Raw genomic sequence first — 17,850 nt, 5'->3', positions numbered from 1 at the left:
AGCGATCAGGACGGCCGCGAGCGGGTGCCCAGCACGCCGCTGGCGGCCACAACGCCACACACGATCAAGGCGCACCCGGCCATCTGCCACAGGCCGGGGCGCTCGCCCAGCAGCAGCATGCCCACCAGCAGCGCCATGGGCGGTGTGAGCGCGGTCAGCGCCGTCGCCCGGCTGGCCCCGAGATGGCGCACCGCCGTCGTATAGGTGAGCAGCGCCAGCACACCGGCCAGCAGGCCCTGCGTCAGAAACTGGTGCGCCAGCGTCGCGGCCGGCGCATTCTGGATCTCCACCCAGATGTCGGCGGCTGTGAAGGGCAACAGCACGATCACCGACCACAGGCCGACAAAGGCCGCCGCCTCCAGCCCGGTGAGCCGGCTGTAGCGGAAGGCGATGGTGTAGACCGACCAGGCGCCCGCAGCGGCGAGAATCGCCAGATGCCCCTTCCAGGTGCCGGCCGCGAAATCGAACAGCCCCTGCCCGAGAACGGCGATGACCCCCTGCGTGATCAGCCCTACGCCGATGGCCCGGTAAAGCGTGATGCGCTCGCGCAGGAAGACCGCGGAGAGCAGCGCGATGAACAGCGGCAGCGTTCCCGCCAGCAGCGGCCCGGCCTCGCTGGCCGGGGCATAATGCAGTCCCCACAGCACCATGAACTGATAGGGCAGCCCGGCCGCCATAAGCCCGAGGAGGGCCAGCGGCGGTGACTGGCGTGGATAGATGCGGAAGCGCCACCACGCAGGGGCCAGCAGGATCGCGGCCGTGCCGAAGCGGATGAAGGACAGAAGGCTCGCCGAAAGCGGATGCTGCGCCTGCATCATGAAACGCGTCGAGACGATCCAGTTGGTCCACACCATCACCGTCAGCACGGCGCCGAGGATACCGAGGCGGGTGGAGGTGCGCAGAACAGAACCGCCCGTGTGGGAGGTGGCATTGGCCGGAGTGGCTGGCGCGGTCATCGAGTGCCTCTTTGGCGCGCAGGCGACACGCATGATGCGATCGCCCGTGAGGGTGCCGGTCGGCGCGGCGGCACGGAAAAGTAAGGTAAGCAATATTGCCCTATTTTCCGGTACACGCCACCTCCAAATTGCGCTGCCGCTTCTCTCTCTGGTCACGCGAGGGCCGGCGAACCGCAGGCAGCGTCTTGTCACCGAAGAGCGAGGCTAGCTCTCGACGGGCGGCTTCGCCGCTGCGAGGCCATGTGCCTCGCTACAGGCCTGCTGCTGGAAGCGTTGGATGAGCCAGGAGCCCGCAGGCCCAGGCGGCATGTCGGCGCGATAGATGGCCTGCAGATGGTATCGCCCGCCCCTTAGATCCGGCAGATCGAGATGGACGAGACGGCCGGCGGCCAGATCTTCCCGCACCATGGGCTCCGGAAGATTGCCCCAGCCGATGCCCTCCCGCAGCAGCATGTGCTTGGAGCCCACATCGGCGAGCCGCCAGGTCCGGTTGCTCACCACGGCGAACTCCACCCCCTCCGTCAAAGGCGAGCGGTCTGTCAGCACGAGTTGCACATGATCCCGCCCGGCCCCCGGCACGTTCCTGCCGGCCACAGCCAGTGGATGGTCCGGCGCGGCAACGGGAATGAGATCCACATAGCCCACGTCGATATGCTCAAGCCCCGGCGCGACCACCGGCAACTGGCCGCTGACGCCGATGACCGCCCGGCCGTTCAACACCATCTCCGCCACTGCACCGAGCGCTTCCACGTACAGACGCAGCGTCACGGTGGGGAACGCTTCCGCGAAGGCCTTCAGCGCATCCACCACGCGGGCGGCCGGCAGCATGACGTCCAGCGCCACGTGCACTTCCGCCTCGAGCCCTTCCATCAGCCCCTTCACCTTGGCGCGGAGGCCGTCCATGCCATTGGCCACGGTGCGGGCCTCGGACAGCACGGTACGGCCGGCCTCGGTCAGCACCGGCGTTTTGGTGTGCGTGCGATCGAAGAGAGCGACGCCGAGTTGGGCCTCGAGATTGCTTATGGCGTAGCTGACCACCGAGGTCGCCCGGCCCAACGTCCTGGCAGCCGCAGTGAAGCTGCCGGCATCCACCACGGCGAGGAAGACGCGAAGCTGGTCAAAGGTGGGCGTGCCGGGCTGGGGCATGGAAATGGCCTTCCTCAGGACGCCGGGACATTAGAGCCGGACGGGATCGGCAGAAAGGCTCACGCGAAGAGCCGGGCCATACGGCCCGAAACCCTGCCCCCGGCAGCAGCACAACCAGCCCAAACGCAAAACGGCCCCCGAAGGGGCCGCTTCCGAACAGTGCTGGCGATGCGCTCAGTGCGCGGTCTGGCCGGCGTTGAGATCGAGGATCATCGCCACCTGCTGCAGGTCGGCGAGATTGCGCTCGGCCTTCTGGCGGCCCTCGTCGGTGCGGGCATCGGACACGTCTTCCTGCGCATCCTTGATGAGCTGCTGCAGGGCGGCGCGATCGAAGCTCTCCACCGGGGTCGCCTGCTCGGCGAGCACCGTCAGCCCCTGCGGGTTGGCTTCGGCGAAACCGCCACGCACGAACAGACGCTTCTCGGCGCCGTCACCCTTGATGGTGAGGATGCCCGCGCTGATCGTGGAGATGAACGGAGCGTGGCCGGCCATGACGCCGAACTCGCCTTCCGTGCCGGGAACGATCACCTCGGTGACCTGACCGGAGTAAACGAGCCGCTCAGGGGAGACGAGCTCGAAAGAAAAGGTGGCCATCTGTTGTCTCCGAGCTGAGCGATGCCGGCCGAAGACCAGCGGCTCCGGCGCGCGTTAGCCTCGCCCCGAGGGGCAAGGCCCCTCTTTATCTTGCGGCCGCCGGACCCCGTCCGGCGGCTTGTTCTGCACGGACCCCGAAGGGTCCGACCGGCGTGAAGATCAGGCCGCCTCAGCGGCCATCTTCTTGCCCTTCTCGATGGCTTCCTCAATGGAACCCACCATGTAGAAGGCCTGCTCGGGCATGTGGTCGTACTTGCCTTCCACCAGGCCCTTGAAGCCCTTGATGGTGTCGGCCAGGTCGACCAGCTTGCCGGGCGAACCGGTGAACACTTCCGCCACGTGGAAGGGCTGCGACAGGAAGCGCTCGATCTTGCGGGCGCGGGCCACGGTCAGCTTGTCCTCTTCGGACAGCTCGTCCATGCCCAGGATCGCGATGATGTCCTGCAGGGCCTTGTAGCGCTGCAGGGTCTGCTGAACCTGACGGGCCACATTGTAGTGCTCCTCGCCGATGACCAGCGGGGACAGGATGCGCGAGGTGGAGTCCAGCGGATCCACCGCCGGGTAGATGCCCTTTTCCGCGATCGAGCGCGAGAGCACGGTGGTCGCGTCCAGATGGGCGAACGAGGCGGCAGGCGCCGGGTCGGTCAGATCGTCGGCGGGCACGTAGATGGCCTGCACCGAGGTGATCGAACCCTTGGTGGTGGTGGTGATGCGCTCCTGCAGGGCGCCCATGTCCGTGGCCAGCGTAGGCTGATAGCCCACCGCCGACGGGATGCGGCCCAGCAGAGCCGACACTTCCGAGCCGGCCTGGGTGAAGCGGAAGATGTTGTCCACGAAGAACAGCACGTCCTGGCCCTGGTCGCGGAAGTGCTCGGCGACGGTCAGGCCGGTCAGAGCGACGCGGGCGCGGGCGCCCGGGGGCTCGTTCATCTGGCCGTACACGAGGGCGCACTTGGAACCGGCGGACGAGCCGTTGTTCTCATGCGGGTCCACGTTCACCTTGGACTCGATCATCTCGTGATAGAGATCGTTGCCCTCGCGGGTGCGCTCACCCACGCCGGCGAACACGGAGTAACCGCCGTGCGCCTTCGCGATGTTGTTGATGAGCTCCATGATGAGCACGGTCTTGCCCACGCCGGCGCCGCCGAACAGGCCGATCTTGCCGCCCTTGGAGTAGGGAGCCAGCAGATCCACCACCTTGATGCCGGTGACGAGGATCTCGGCTTCCGTGGACTGGTCGGCGTAGGACGGGGCCGGCTGATGGATGGCGCGGGTGGTCTCGCCGACCACCGGGCCCAGCTCGTCCACGGCTTCACCGATGACGTTCATGATGCGGCCGAGGGTGGCCTCGCCCACCGGCACCATGATCGGCAGGCCGGTGTCGGTCACGACCTGGCCACGCACCAGACCTTCGGACGAGTCCATGGCGATGGTGCGGACGGTGTTCTCACCGAGATGCTGCGCCACCTCGAGCACAAGGCGGTTGCCCTGGTTGGTGGTTTCCAGCGCGTTCAGGATTTCCGGAAGATGCGCATCGAACTGCACGTCGACGACGGCGCCGATGACCTGGGTGATGCGTCCGTTCTTGTTCGCCATTTTCGTAGGTCCTTTGTCCTTGACCGCGCTGCCGTCAGAGCGCTTCGGCGCCGGAGATGATTTCGATGAGTTCCTTGGTGATCATGGCCTGACGCGTCCGGTTGTAGATCAGCGTCTGCTTCTTGATCATGTCGCCCGCGTTCCGCGTGGCATTGTCCATGGCGCTCATCTGCGAGCCATAGAACGAAGCCTGATTCTCGAGGAGCGCGCGGAAAACCTGCACCGCCACGTTGCGCGGCAGGAGGTCCGCGAGGATCTCGCTTTCCTCCGGCTCGTAGTCATAGACCGCGCTCTCGCCGGCAGCCTTCTCGGGGAAGGTGGCGGGAATGATCTGCTGCGCGGTCGGAATCTGCGAGATCACGCTCTTGAAGTGCGAATAGAACAGCGTGCAGACATCGAACTCGCCCTTGTTGAAGCGGTCGATGACCTTCTCGGCGATGTCGTGAGCGTTCGTGAAGCCGAGGGTGCGCACGGAGCGCAGGTCGACGAGTTCAACGATCTGCCCCGGATAAATCCGGCGCAGCTGGTCATAGCCCTTACGCCCGACGCAGAAGAACTTGACGTCCTTGCCCTGGGCAATGAGCTGGCTGGCCCGCTCGCGCACCGCGCGGATGATGGACGTGTTGAACGCACCGCACAGGCCGCGCTCGGACGTGCAGACGAGAAGCAGGTGCTTCTCGTCCTTGCCCGTTCCCGCTAGCAGAAGCGGCGTGTCGGAGCTCTGCACCATGCCGGAGGCGATGTTGCCGAGCACGCTTTCCATCCGTTCCGCATAGGGACGGGCGGCTTCCGCAGCCACCTGGGCGCGGCGCAGCTTCGCCGCGGCGACCATCTGCATCGCCTTGGTGATCTTCTGCGTCGCCTTCACCGAAGCGATGCGGTTTTTTAGGTCTTTCAGGCTCGGCATCGCACCCGTTCCTTCACGTCAGAGGCCCGAGGGCACCAATCAGGCGAAGCTCTTGGCGAAAGCGTCGAGCGCCTTCGTCAGGTTCGCCGTGGTGTCCTTGGAGAGTTCCTTGGACGTGCGGATGGTGTCGAGGATGTCCTGATGCTGCGAACGGAGCGCCAGCAGCAGGCCGGTCTCGAACTCGCGCACCTTCGAGACGGGCAGGCCGTCCAGATAGCCGTTGGTGCCGGCGAAGATCACCACCACCTGCTCTTCCACCTTCAGGGGGGAGAACTGGCTCTGCTTCAGCAGCTCGGTGAGGCGGGCGCCACGGTTGAGCAGCTTCTGGGTGGAGGCGTCGAGGTCCGAGCCGAACTGGGCGAAGGCCGCCAGCTCGCGATACTGGGCCAGCTCGCCCTTGATCTTGCCCGCAACCTGCTTCATCGCCTTGATCTGGGCCGAGGAGCCCACACGCGACACCGAGAGACCGACGTTCACCGCCGGGCGGATGCCCTGGTAGAACAGATCGGACTCAAGGAAGATCTGGCCGTCGGTGATCGAGATCACGTTGGTCGGGATGTAGGCCGACACGTCGTTCGCCTGGGTCTCGATGACCGGCAGAGCGGTCAGCGAACCGGCGCCGTTCTCGTCATTGAGCTTGGCGGCGCGCTCGAGCAGGCGGGAGTGGAGGTAGAACACGTCGCCCGGATAGGCTTCGCGGCCCGGCGGGCGGCGCAGCAGCAGCGACATCTGACGATACGCGACGGCCTGCTTGGACAGGTCATCGTGGATGATCAGGGCATGCATGCCGTTGTCGCGGAAGTACTCGCCCATGGCGGTGCCGGCGAACGGCGCCAGGAACTGCATGGGGGCCGGGTCGGAGGCGGTGGCCGCGACGACGATGGAGTATTCCAGCGCGCCCTGCTCTTCCAGCACCTTCACGAACTGGGCGACGGTGGAGCGCTTCTGGCCCACCGCGACGTACACGCAGTAGAGCTTCTGGCTCTCCGGCGCGCCGGCCACGTTCAGCGGCTTCTGGTTCAGGATGGCGTCGAGCGCCACGGCGGTCTTGCCGGTCTGGCGATCGCCGATGATGAGCTCGCGCTGGCCACGGCCGATCGGGATCAGCGCGTCGATGGCCTTGAGGCCCGTCTGCATGGGCTCATGCACGGACTTGCGCGGGATGATGCCCGGCGCCTTCACGTCCACGCGGCGGCGCTCGGACGACTCGATCGGGCCCTTGCCGTCGATCGGGTTGCCGAGAGCGTCCACGACGCGGCCGAGCAGGCCACGGCCGACCGGAACGTCCACGATGGCGCCGGTGCGCTTGACGGTCTGGCCTTCCTTGATCTCGCGGTCGGAACCGAAGATCACGATACCGACGTTGTCGATTTCGAGGTTCAGCGCCATGCCGCGCGTGCCATTCTCGAACTCGACCATCTCGCCGGCCTGGACGTTGTCCAGACCGTAGACGCGCGCGATGCCGTCGCCGACCGACAGAACCTGGCCAACTTCAGAGACTTCCGCCTCCTGACCGAAATTCTGGATCTGCTCCTTGAGGATCGCGGAGATTTCAGCGGCTCGAATGTCCATCAGCGGACCTCTTTCATCGCATGCCGGATAGAATTGAGTTTGGTCTTGAGCGAAGCGTCGACCATGCGCGAGCCGAGCTTCACGACAAGACCACCGAGGATGGACGGATCGACGGTCACGTCGAGGCTCACGTCCTTACCGGTCTGTTGGGCGAGCGCGTCTTTCAGCGTCGCGTAATGTGCGTCGTTCAGCGGCTCGGCGACCGTCACCTTGGCGACGGTCTCGCCGCGCTTGGCAGCAACCAGCGCCGCGAACGCATCAAAAATTCCAGGGAGCGCGAACAGGCGGCGATTCTGCGCCACCAGCTTCACGAATTTGGCCGAGATGCCGGAAATGCCGGCGGCGGTGAGCACCGCGCCAACGGCCTTGAGCTGCTGCTCGGAGGTGAATACCGGGCTCTTCACCAGGCGCTGAAAATCAGCGCTCTCGGCGATCAGGGCCTTGATCCGATCCAGATCCGCCGCAACGGCGTCGGTGGAACCGGCCTCCTCGGCCAGCTCGAACAGAGCGGTTGCATAGCGCCCCGCCATGCCTGACACGATCGTCTGCACCTGCCGCACCTCTCTTCGATCTGCCCCAGCCGGTCCACCCAGTGGAACGGGGTGTCGGCAAGCCCTTGATCTGTAGGGAAGATTTTTCTTAGGCCCAAGACGGCACTGAATGCCGCAGCCCGGACGTCGCGGGTTCCCTAACACACGTCCTTTCGTGCGGCAACACGGTCGGAATCCCCACACCGTGCTGGATTGCCGCACCGGATGACCGAAAGGCCTGCGCCGCCCGTTCCCAAAGGGAACAGAACACGCCTCCAGCATCATTCCCACGGCCGCCCGAAATCGCGTTGCGGGAGCCGCCGAAAATCCCTCGTTTAGGGGCGGAAATACGGAATTACGGCAGGTTAGCGGCATCTCGCGCCCGTCCCGCCCGCAAGGGCCCTATGCGATTCGCCTGATCCGCGCAGTCCCCGGAAGCCGGGGCCGCCGGCCCGTTTGACCGCCCGTTACGGACGCGATCAGCCGAGACAGCAGTTGTGGAGAAAATCGTGGATGACCGGCCGCCGGCCTCGATCCGACGCGAGCCACACCTCACCCTGCCGGCTTTCACGTCTCAGAGCATGCCGAGGAACTGCTGGAGCTCCGGGGTCTTCGGATTGGCGAAGACTTCTGCGGGCGGGCCAATCTCGTGCACGCGGCCCTGATGCATGAACACCACACGGTCGCACACCTCGCGCGCGAAGCGCATCTCGTGCGTCACCATCATCAGCGTCATGCCCTCCCCGGCGAGCTTGCCCACCACCTGCAGCACCTCGTTCACCAGCTCCGGATCGAGCGCCGAGGTGATCTCGTCGCACAGGAGCGCCAAAGGCTGCATGGCCAGGGCCCGGGCGATGGCGACCCGCTGCTGCTGGCCGCCGGACAATTCGTCCGGATAGGCATCGAACTTGTGCCCGAGCCCCACCTGCTCCATCCGCGCCCTCGCCTCGGCCTCGGCCTCCTTGGCGGACACCTTCTTCACCACCATGGGCGAGAGCATCACGTTGCGGCCTGCGGTCAGGTGCGGGAACAGGTTGAAGGACTGGAAGATCATGCCGACCTTCAGCCGGAGCGCTCTTAAGTGCGCGTCGTCAGGCGCAAGGTGAGCGCCCGCGACCATGATCGAGCCACCATCGATGGTCTCCAGCCCGTTGATGCAGCGCAGCAGCGTCGACTTGCCCGAGCCGCTCTTGCCGATGATGGCCACCACCTCGCCCGCCTCGACGTCGAGATTGATGCCCTTCAGCACCTCGTTGTCGCCGAAGCGCTTGCGCACCTCAGTGATTGCGATGAGCGACATTCAGCTTCCTTTCCAGGATCTGGCTGCTCTTGGAGAGCGGCCAGCACAAGGCGAAATAGACGAGCGCCGCGAGCCCATAGACCAGGAACGGCTGGAAGGTGGCGTTGGTGATCATGGTGGCCGCCTTGGACAGCTCCACGAAGCCGATGATGGACGTCAGCGCCGTGCCCTTCACCACCTGCACCGAGAAGCCCACGGTGGGCGGCACCGCGATGCGCAGGGCCTGCGGCAGCACCACATGGCGCATCTGCTCGAAATAGGTCATGGCGAGGCTGGATGAGGCTTCCCACTGGCCACGCGGGATCGCCTCCACGCAGCCGCGCCAGATCTCGGCGAGAAAGGCCGAGGTCCACAGGGTCAGCGACAGGCCGGCGGCGAACCAGGGCGGCACGTCGAAGCCCATAAGCGCAAGACCGAAGAAGGACAGGAACAGCTGCATCAGCAGCGGGGTGCCCTGGATCAGCTCGATATAGAGGATGCTCACGCGCCGCAGCAGCGTGCTCCGCCCGGTGCGGGCGAACAGGACGATGAGCCCCAGCGCGCCGCCGCCCACGAAAGCCACCAGCGACAAAAGGATGGTCCACTCAGCCGCGAACAGCAGGTTGCGCAGGATATCCCAGGTGGAAAACTGGATCATCGTGCAACCCTCCGGCGCGGGAACATGAGCGAGCCCAACCCGCGCATGACCTGCCGGAGCAGCAGCGCGAGGAGGAGATAGAGGATGGTGGCGAGGATATAGACCTCGAACGCCCGGAAGGTGCGTGCCTGGATGAACTGGGCGGCGAAGGTGATGTCCTCCACCGCGATCTGCGAACACACCGCCGAGCCGAACATGACAATGACGATCTGCGACGTCAGTGCCGGCCAGATGCGCTGGAGCGCGGGCATCAGCACCACATGGCGGAAGGTCTGAATGCGGGTCATGGCAAGGCTGGCACCGGCCTCGAACTGTCCGCGTGGCGTCGCCTCGATGCCGGCACGGATGATCTCGCAGCTATAGGCGCCGAGGTTGATGACCATGGCCAGGATGGCCGCCTGCATTTCACCGAGCTGGAGGCCGGTGGAGGGCAGGCCGAAGAAGATGAAGAACAGCTGGATGAGGAAGGGCGTGTTGCGGATCATCTCCACATAGAGCGACACCGGAGGGCGCAGCCACTTAGGCCCGAGGCTGCGCGCCCAGGCGCAGGCGATGCCGAGACCAACGCCCAGCACACCGCCGACCACGGTCAGCTCCACAGTGATGCCCACCCCCTTCGCGATCAAAGGCGCATAGGGGATGATCGCTGCGTAATCAAAAACATAGGCCATTGGCACGGCGCCCCGGTTAGCCCTTCACCACGGCAGGGCATCCGCCCCGCCACCATCACCCACGGATCAGAGACCAGCCGGCTACAACAGTCTGCCAGGGAGGGCGCGCGCATCGCGAGACGCCCGCGCCGGGTTCCCCATGTGAGGGAATGCCGCTGCGCACCCTCTCCCCGCTCCCGGTTCCGCGACGAGCTGAGATGGGTGGCGATTGCGCATTGAGGCTCTCCAGCATCTGCGCCGATCACAGCAAGCCCCGTGCCAAATACATTCACCGAGCGGCAACGCGCCCAAAAACACGACATTCGCCCATCTCTTCGGCGGACGAGAAAATGGAGAGCCGACAAATCAGATCAGAAAATAATCAGAATTGGCATTTCATGCCCAAACGAACAGCAACGTCCACGCATAGCGGCGGTCTTCCAATTCTCAACCGCGCAAAGAAAAACCCCGCCGACAGAGCCGGCGGGGTTCTCGAAGATCAGTGAAAGCCCCGGTCAGTTCGACTGGGAGGTCTTGTTGGGGTTCGGCGGGAAGGCTGCGTTCTTGACGGTGCCCTCCAGCAGTTCCTTGGCCATCTTCAGCTGCGTGTCGTCCTTCGGATCCGGCGGAACGTAGGAGGGCGAACCCGTCTGCTCGTCGTCGCCGTTCTTCAGGTGGCCGCGCAGCGAAGCCTCGCCACGGGTGGTGTCGCCACCCGCGCTTTCGACCTTCGCCTTCTGCTCGGCCGGCATATCCTGCACCAGGATGATGTCGGGCTCGATGCCCTTGGCCTGGATGGAGCGGCCGGAGGGCGTGTAATAACGCGCGGTGGTCAGGCGCAGCGCGCCGTTACCGCCGAGCGGGATGATGGTCTGCACCGAGCCCTTGCCGAAGCTGCGCGAGCCAAGAATGGTGGCGCGCTTGTGGTCCTGAAGGGCGCCGGCCACGATCTCGGAGGCCGAGGCCGAACCGCCGTTCACCAGCACGATCACCGGCTTGCCCTTGGCAAGGTCGCCGCTGCGGGCGGAGAAGCGCTGCGTCTCGTCGGCGTTGCGGCCGCGGGTGGAGACGATCTCGCCCCGCTCCAGGAATGCATCCGACACCGCGATGGCCTGATCGAGCAGACCGCCGGGGTTGTTGCGCAGGTCGACGATGAAGCCCTTCACCTTGTCCGGCCCGATCTGGGCGGTCTGTTCCTCGATGGCCTTCTTCAGATTGTCGAAGGTCTGCTCGTTGAACGAGGTGATGCGCAGGTAGCCGATGTCGCCATCCTCGATGCGAGACCGAACGGCCTTGATCTTGATGGTGTCGCGAACGACCTTGATCTCGACCGGCTTATCCGCGCCCTTGCGGGCGATGGTGAGAGTGATCGGCGTATTCACGGCGCCGCGCATCTTCTCCACCGCCTGGTTCAGCGTCAGGCCCTGCACCTGCTCGCCATCCAGCTTGGTGATGATGTCGCCGGCCTGCACGCCGGCCTTGGCCGCCGGGGTGTCATCGATGGGAGCGATGACCTTCACGAGGCCGTCTTCCATCGTGACCTCGATGCCGAGGCCGCCGAACTCGCCGCGCGTCTGCACCTGCATGTCGCGGAAGCTCTTCGCGTCCATGTAGGAGGAGTGGGGATCGAGGCTGGTCAGCATGCCGTTGACGGCCGCCTCCACCAGCTTCGCGTCATCCGGCTTTTCCACATAGTCCGAGCGGATGCGCTCGAACACGTCGCCGAACAGGCTGAGCTGCCGATACGTATCTGAAGCGGCGGCCTCGGCGGCAGTGCCGAGGAACAGGCGCGGCTGCACGGCGGCAACAGCCACCAGCGCACCGGCCGCAACGCCGAGAAGGAAGAGTGACGTACGACGCATTATCCGCGCACCTTCTGACTGTCCGTTGCCGCCCACCAAGGGGCGGGATCTATCGAGAGTCCGTCTTTGCGGAACTCCACATACAATTGAGGCTGCCCCGAGGCCGAGCCTGCAGCGGGAGAGCGAGAAACATTGCCCATCACGGCAACGGGTTCACCTGCGAGTACGAACTGCCCCAGCTCGACGGTGATCCGCTCCATGCCCGCCAAGAGAATATGGTATCCGCCGCCCGCATTGATGATCAAGAGTTGTCCGTAAGAGCGGAAAGGTCCGGCATAAACCACCCAACCGTCGGTCGGTGCCGCCACCTGCGCGCCCGCGCGGGTGGCAAAGGTCATGCCCTTATCGGTCCCGCCCAGACCGTCGGCGGTGCCGAAATCGCGCAGGCGAACCCCAGCAACTGGTAGCGGCAGCAAGCCTTTAGCCTCCAGAAAGGGGCGTGCCGGCGCGATGCGGGCCGCATCGCCAAGCGCGGCCGTCTGCGTCTTGCCGGGCTCCGGTGGTTTGCTCGCCTCCACGGCGGCACGGGCGGCCGGTGCCACCTCCGTCTCCAGCCGTGTCACAAGATCGTGCACATCTCCTGTGGACTTCGCGACCGCCTCGGCCTGCGCTTTTTCCGCCGGAAGCCCTGCATTCCCTTCCGTCACGCGCCGCTGCCGCTCCGTCACGTAGGTGGACAACCGCTTGCGATCCTCTTCCATGGAGGTTCGCAGTCCCGTCAGCGTGTCGCGGGCATTGGAGAGTTCGGTGCGGGTGCGCGAGAGATCGGCGAGATCAGCCGCCAGCGTCTCGGCCTCGACCCGCATCTCCGGCAGCAGGGCGCCCAGCAGAATCGCGGAGCGCACGGCGTCCAGCGCATCATCAGGGCGCATCAGCAAAGCAGGCGGCGGATTGCGCCCCATGCGGACCAGCGCACCCAGCACTTCGGCCAGCACATCCCGTCGCTTCAGCAGGGATGTGCGGATGTCCGTGGCATTCGCATCCAGCGCCGCGATGCGCCCTTCGAGATCGGTAATCTTCTGTTCGACGGTCCGCAGGCGCGTGGTGGTATCCACCAGAAGTTGGTTGAAGCGGGCCCGGTCACTTTTCACCGAATCGAGTTCGGCCCGGACCTGCGCCTGAAATTCCGCAGCCCCGCGAATGTCCGCGTTCAGCGCATCCGTGTTCACGGCTGGCGCCGGACGCGGGCGAGGCGCTGGGGGCGTGGGGGCTGGCGCCTGCGCGCGCAAGGGCACGGCGGCGGCCGCCGCGCAGATCGCCAGGGTGCAGAGGAACCAGCCGGTACGGGCGCGCATGGACCACATTTACCCGCACGAGGTTGAGGAGATGTAAACCATAGAGCCGGCCGGGTTGGCCCAATCCGGCCCGAGAAACCGCCGCCAGCACTTTATCTGCCGCATCCCGCCCCACCCGCGGCTCAGGCGCGGTGATAAGGATGGCCAGCGAGAATGGTGGTGGCGCGGTAGACCTGCTCCGCCAGCATCACCCGCACCAGTTGGTGAGGAAACGTCGCTGCACCGAAGGCCAGCAGGATATCCGCCCGGCTGCGCACCACATCCGCCAGCCCGTCCGCCCCGCCAATAACGCAGCACACAGCAGGCACACCACCATCACGGTCAGCCCGGACGCGTTCGGCAAAAGCTTCGCTGGTGAGATTGCGCCCGCGCGGATCGAGCGCGATGAGCGTTGCGCCGGCCGGGACGGCCGCCAGAATGGCCTGCCCCTCCTCGGCCATCCGGTCATCCGGACGGCGGGCAGCCGATTCCGCAAGCTCGATCGTGTCGAAGCCGGCGAGCCCAAGTGCCCGGCCGCCGGCCTTCGCCCGGTCGATATAGCGGGATACGAGATCCCGCTCGGCCCCGGCTTTCAGCCGGCCGACAGTGACAAGAAGGACGCGCATGGCGCGTCAGGCTTGCAGGATCACGCCGGCGCCATCAGGCGCGGGCGGTTCCCGACCACATCTTCTCGATATTGTAGAAGCTGCGGACTTCGGGCTGGAAGACATGGACGATCACATCGCCAGCGTCGATCAGTACCCAGTCACAGGCTGGCTGACCTTCGACGCGGATCTGACGAACGCCCGCCTCCTTGAGCACCTCGATGAGGTGCTCGGCCATGGCGCCCACATGCCGCTGGGAGCGGCCGGAGGTCACGACCATGTAATCGGCGATCGACGTTTTTCCACGCAGGTCGATGGAGATGGTTTCCTCGGACTTCTCGTCATCCAGACGGGCGAGAACGAGTGCGAGAATCTCCTCGGCGTCAAGCTGCGCCTTCGAGATCGGTGCGGCTGCGATGGAGTCTGCGGCCGCCAAGAGAGCCGTCGTAGACAGGGGCTCGGATCCTCTCGGTAAGTTCAACGATCCCCTGGGGCGGACGAGGTCTCGCCCTTGGGATCGCGCCTACAGAATGCCGTCAGAAGCGGCAAATTTCAAGGGATGGTGAATTCAGGCTGGGCAGAGGCCGGTTCCAGCTTGCGGCGGGCAGCCCGGATCTCGGTCGATGAGATGGGTGATTTCAGCCCGTGCAGGAAGGTCCATGCGGGCGGCGCCATATCGGCCAGGGCCGATGCCTGCTGCTCCGGCACCCTATACGGCGCAAGGGCTTGCGCCGCGCGGGAGGAGGTGGCGCACAGGCTGTCGCCCAGCCGATCCACCACCGCGACGGGCACCAGGGAGGCGATGTCCCGCCAGCGCTGCCAGCGGGCGAAATGGGCCAGATTGTCCGCGCCCATGATCCAGACGAAACGCACCCGCGGCAGGCGCTCCACCAGAGTGGAGATGGTTTCGTAGCTGTAGCTTGTGCCCAGAGTCGCCTCGACGCCGGTGACGTCGATGAGCGGATGGTGGGCGATCCGGCGGGCGAAGGCGACCCGTTCCTCGATAGAGGGCAGGTCCCAATTGTCCTTCAGCGGATTGCCCGGTGTCACCAGCCACCAGATACGGTCAAGCTGGAGGCGCCGCAGCGCCAGCAGGCTGGCCGCCCGATGGGCCGCATGTGCCGGATTGAAGGAGCCGCCGAACAGGCCAACCCGCATGCCCGGCGAAGCCATGGGCATGCTGACGGCGGCGCGGGTGCTGATCGGGGGCATCGGCATCCCTATGCGCGGTTCGCAGCTCACGGCCGGGTCTGCCCGGCGCCGTGCACGCGATACTTGAACGAGGTGAGCTGCTCCGCTCCCACCGGCCCGCGCGCATGCATGCGCCCGGTCGCGATGCCGATTTCCGCACCGAACCCGAACTCGCCACCATCGGCGAACTGGGTAGAGGCGTTGTGCATCACGATGGCCGAATCCACTTCGGCAAGGAAGCGGTCAGCCGCCGCCTGATCGGCGGTGATGATCGAATCGGTGTGATGGGAGCCATGGCCCTCGATATGGGCGATGGCATCCCCGATGCCGGGCACCAATTTCACGGAGATGATGGCGTCCTCATATTCGGTGTCCCAGTCGGCATCCACCGCAGGCTTCACCCGCGCATCCGCCGCCTGCGCCGCCGCATCGCCGCGCACTTCGCAGCCGGCATCGAGCAGCGTCTGGACAAGAGGCTTCAGATGGGTGGCCGATACCGCCTCGTCCACCAGAAGAGTCTCGGCCGCGCCGCAGATGCCGGTCCGGCGCATCTTGGCGTTCAGCAGCACGGTCCTGGCCATATCGAGATCCGCAGCCTCATGCACATAGACATGCACGATGCCGTCGAGATGGGCGAACACCGGCACCCGCGCCTCGCTCTGCACGCGCGCCACCAGCCCCTTGCCGCCACGCGGCACGATCACGTCGATATTGCCGTCGAGACCGCCGAGCATCAGCCCCACGGCGGCGCGATCCGCGACCGGCACGAACTGCACGCAGTCCGGCGACAGGCCCGCTTCCGCCAGCCCCGCCACGAAGGCGCGATGAATGGCCGCCGATGAGCCCAGACTGTCCGAGCCACCGCGCAGGATCACCGCATTGCCGGCCCGCACGCAAAGTGCGGCGGCATCCGCCGTTACATTGGGGCGGCTCTCATAAATCACGCCGATCACGCCCAGCGGCGTGCGCACGCGCTCGATCTGAAGTCCGTTGGGGCGGGTCCAGCTTTCGATGACCGCGCCCACCGGGTCCGGCAGGCCGGCCACCATCTCGATGCCGGCGGCAATGGCGTCGATGCGCGCTTCCGTCAGCGCCAGACGATCCTGAAAGGCAGCGCTCATGCCATCCGCTTTGGCGCGCACCATGTCCTGCGCATTGGCGGCGAGAATATCGGCCGAGGCGGCGCGCACGTGCGCGGCGGCGGCTTTCAAGGCTGAGGTCTTCTGCTCCGCCGAAGCCAGAGCGAGCGTCCGCGCGGCAGCGCGGGCGGCCCGCCCCATCTGCGACAGGACGGCCGGCACGTCTACGGGCGCGGCACCGGAGGCGCTGGCGGCCACGGAGAGGCGGGCGGCGTTCGGCATGGCCATTGGCGAAACTCTCTCACGTTCCCGGAGCCTGTCCCTCCGTGTGCCATGCACCCGGAACGGCCAGATGAACCCTATCCCTATATAGGCGCACCGAAACCGGCGCGCGCCCCGACTTGTGAACAGCCGGCTACGGCATCCTTAGCATGTGGTTTGCAAAGGTCACAGGGCCCGACGACATTTGGAACTCTTGCGAAATTGTCCCGGCCATTCACTCCGCGCCAAGCGCCATGTCGTCACGATGGACCATCTCCGCGCGACCGGGAACACCCAGCAGCGCCTCGATCTCGGCGGTGGAGCGGCCCCGGATGCGTTCGGCATGGTCATGGTCATAGGCCACCAGCCCACGCCCGATCTCGCTGCCGTCCGGTCCACGCAGCAGCACCGCATCGCCCCGCTCGAAGGCCCCCTCGACCCTCTTCACGCCTGCCGGCAGCAGGCTCGCCCCGCGCCGGAGCGCGGCAACCGCACCCTCGTCGAGATGCAGCACCCCCCGTGCCTCCAGCGTGCCGGCGATCCAGGCCTTGCGGGCACGGGCGGGCGTCGCCCCTGCCAGGAACCAGGTGCAGCGCCCCCCGTCCTGAATGCGCCGGAGCGGATTCTTCAGGTGGCCGGAGGCGATCACCATATGGGTGCCCGCCGAGGTGGCGATCTTGCCGGCCTCGATCTTGGTCTTCATGCCGCCACGCGACAGCTCCGAGCCGGCAGCTCCTGCCATGTTCTCGATCTCGCCGGTGATGCGCGGCACCACGGGGATGTGCTGGGCGTTGGGATCCTGCGCCGGCGGGGCGGTGTAGAGCCCGTCGATGTCGGACAGCAGCACCAGCAGGTCGGCGCTGGCCATGGTGGCGACGCGGGCAGCGAGGCGATCATTGTCGCCATAGCGGATCTCGCTGGTGGCCACCGTGTCATTCTCGTTGATGACGGGGACCGCGCGATATTCCAGCAGCTTGGCCAGAGTGGAACGGGCGTTGAGGTAGCGGCGGCGCTCCTCGGTATCGCCCAGCGTCAGCAGCACCTGACCGGCGGTGATGTCCTCATGGCCGAGGATTTCCGCCCAGGTCCGCGCCAAGGCGATCTGGCCCACGGCGGCAGCGGCCTGGCTGTCCTCCAGCTTCAGGGGGCCGCGCGGCAGATGCAGCACCGTGCGCCCGAGCGCGATGGCGCCGGAAGAGACCACCAGCACGTCCGCGCCACGCGCATGCAGGGCCCCGATGTCCTCGGCCAGCGAGGTGAGCCATGGCAGCCGCACCTTGCCCCGCGCCTGATCCACGAGCAGCGCGGATCCCACCTTGATGACGATGCGGCGGAAGTCGGAAAGAGCGGGAGCGGCTTGAGTCACGGGCAGATCTTCGCTTGGGCAAGGCTGCGGGGTCGGGCCATCCCCGGCACCCGGCACATGCGGCCGCCTCGATAGCCCAAGCGGAGCTGCGGGAACAGAGGCCGCGACATCTCCCTCGGGCGGTCCGTCAGCGCAGCTTGGCGATGGTCAGCTTGTCGAGCTTGGCCCGGATCTTCACCGACTCTTCGCTGCGGGTCAGCGCCTGCGCGATGGCCTTCAGTGACATGCCCTTCTTGGCGCAGGTGTGCAGCTTCTGGATCTCCTCGTAGGTCCAGGGCTGCTTATGGCGCTCAAACCGTTCTGCCATCAGAGATTCCGATCTGG

General features: G+C 66.1%; 18 protein-coding genes. All 18 read right to left on the bottom strand.

What is annotated here, in order from left to right:
* Window positions 1–5 precede the first annotated feature (5 nt).
* The 18 genes from IEW24_RS01505 to IEW24_RS01420 all read right to left on the bottom strand — a co-directional run bounded on the left by IEW24_RS01505 (window position 6) and on the right by IEW24_RS01420 (window position 17,833).
* Window positions 6–956, bottom strand: coding sequence for a DMT family transporter (locus IEW24_RS01505; protein WP_188574746.1), 951 nt, complete (start codon window positions 954–956; stop codon window positions 6–8).
* A gap of 204 nt (window positions 957–1,160) precedes the next feature.
* A complete protein-coding gene (locus tag IEW24_RS01500; RefSeq protein WP_188574744.1) occupies window positions 1,161–2,102 on the bottom strand; it encodes a LysR family transcriptional regulator in 942 nt (313 codons plus the stop codon).
* A gap of 174 nt (window positions 2,103–2,276) precedes the next feature.
* A complete protein-coding gene (locus IEW24_RS01495; protein WP_188574742.1) occupies window positions 2,277–2,696 on the bottom strand; it encodes a F0F1 ATP synthase subunit epsilon in 420 nt (139 codons plus the stop codon).
* A 159-nt stretch (window positions 2,697–2,855) separates the two neighbouring features.
* Window positions 2,856–4,292: a F0F1 ATP synthase subunit beta gene (gene atpD, locus IEW24_RS01490; RefSeq protein ID WP_188574741.1), complete on the bottom strand. Its 1,437-nt coding sequence runs from the start codon at window positions 4,290–4,292 to the stop codon at window positions 2,856–2,858.
* Window positions 4,293–4,326: 34 nt separating this feature from the next.
* Entirely contained in the window at window positions 4,327–5,199 is an 873-nt protein-coding gene (locus IEW24_RS01485) for a F0F1 ATP synthase subunit gamma (RefSeq protein WP_188574739.1), read from the bottom strand.
* Window positions 5,200–5,238: 39 nt separating this feature from the next.
* The gene (atpA, locus tag IEW24_RS01480; RefSeq protein ID WP_188574737.1) at window positions 5,239–6,771 is read right to left on the bottom strand and encodes a F0F1 ATP synthase subunit alpha; all 1,533 of its coding nucleotides are present in this window, start codon (window positions 6,769–6,771) and stop codon (window positions 5,239–5,241) included.
* Window positions 6,771–7,331 (bottom strand): F0F1 ATP synthase subunit delta, encoded by a 561-nt coding sequence (locus tag IEW24_RS01475; RefSeq protein ID WP_188574735.1) that lies wholly within the window; start codon window positions 7,329–7,331, stop codon window positions 6,771–6,773. The genes atpA and IEW24_RS01475 overlap by 1 nt, the downstream gene beginning before the upstream one ends.
* Before the next feature lie 544 nt (window positions 7,332–7,875).
* Window positions 7,876–8,601, bottom strand: coding sequence for an amino acid ABC transporter ATP-binding protein (locus IEW24_RS01470; protein ID WP_188574734.1), 726 nt, complete (start codon window positions 8,599–8,601; stop codon window positions 7,876–7,878).
* Complete coding sequence (locus tag IEW24_RS01465) at window positions 8,579–9,238, bottom strand: amino acid ABC transporter permease (RefSeq protein ID WP_188574732.1); 660 nt, start codon at window positions 9,236–9,238, stop codon at window positions 8,579–8,581. Before IEW24_RS01465 ends, IEW24_RS01470 begins: the two co-directional genes overlap by 23 nt.
* Entirely contained in the window at window positions 9,235–9,909 is a 675-nt protein-coding gene (locus IEW24_RS01460; RefSeq protein ID WP_188574730.1) for an amino acid ABC transporter permease, read from the bottom strand. Before IEW24_RS01460 ends, IEW24_RS01465 begins: the two co-directional genes overlap by 4 nt.
* 494 nt (window positions 9,910–10,403) lie before the next feature.
* Entirely contained in the window at window positions 10,404–11,753 is a 1,350-nt protein-coding gene (locus tag IEW24_RS01455) for a S41 family peptidase (RefSeq protein ID WP_188577237.1), read from the bottom strand.
* On the bottom strand, window positions 11,750–12,919 hold the full coding sequence (locus tag IEW24_RS01450; RefSeq protein ID WP_244644082.1) for a murein hydrolase activator EnvC family protein: 1,170 nt from the start codon (window positions 12,917–12,919) through the stop codon (window positions 11,750–11,752). The genes IEW24_RS01455 and IEW24_RS01450 overlap by 4 nt, the downstream gene beginning before the upstream one ends.
* 248 nt (window positions 12,920–13,167) lie before the next feature.
* Window positions 13,168–13,650: a 23S rRNA (pseudouridine(1915)-N(3))-methyltransferase RlmH gene (gene rlmH, locus IEW24_RS01445; protein WP_188574726.1), complete on the bottom strand. Its 483-nt coding sequence runs from the start codon at window positions 13,648–13,650 to the stop codon at window positions 13,168–13,170.
* A 34-nt stretch (window positions 13,651–13,684) separates the two neighbouring features.
* Window positions 13,685–14,065: a ribosome silencing factor gene (gene rsfS, locus IEW24_RS01440; protein ID WP_244644080.1), complete on the bottom strand. Its 381-nt coding sequence runs from the start codon at window positions 14,063–14,065 to the stop codon at window positions 13,685–13,687.
* 116 nt (window positions 14,066–14,181) lie between these two features.
* The gene (locus IEW24_RS01435) at window positions 14,182–14,847 is read right to left on the bottom strand and encodes a nicotinate-nucleotide adenylyltransferase (protein WP_188574724.1); all 666 of its coding nucleotides are present in this window, start codon (window positions 14,845–14,847) and stop codon (window positions 14,182–14,184) included.
* Window positions 14,848–14,867: 20 nt separating this feature from the next.
* The gene (locus tag IEW24_RS01430; protein WP_373870022.1) at window positions 14,868–16,100 is read right to left on the bottom strand and encodes a glutamate-5-semialdehyde dehydrogenase; all 1,233 of its coding nucleotides are present in this window, start codon (window positions 16,098–16,100) and stop codon (window positions 14,868–14,870) included.
* 295 nt (window positions 16,101–16,395) lie between these two features.
* A complete protein-coding gene (gene proB / locus IEW24_RS01425; protein WP_210324112.1) occupies window positions 16,396–17,526 on the bottom strand; it encodes a glutamate 5-kinase in 1,131 nt (376 codons plus the stop codon).
* A 127-nt stretch (window positions 17,527–17,653) separates the two neighbouring features.
* Entirely contained in the window at window positions 17,654–17,833 is a 180-nt protein-coding gene (locus IEW24_RS01420) for a hypothetical protein (protein ID WP_188574720.1), read from the bottom strand.
* Between the last annotated feature and the right edge of the window lie 17 nt (window positions 17,834–17,850).

The sequence above is a fragment of the Azorhizobium oxalatiphilum genome, assembly GCF_014635325.1.
Classification (GTDB): domain Bacteria; phylum Pseudomonadota; class Alphaproteobacteria; order Rhizobiales; family Xanthobacteraceae; genus Azorhizobium; species Azorhizobium oxalatiphilum.
This window is presented reverse-complemented; position numbering and strand designations above follow the sequence as displayed.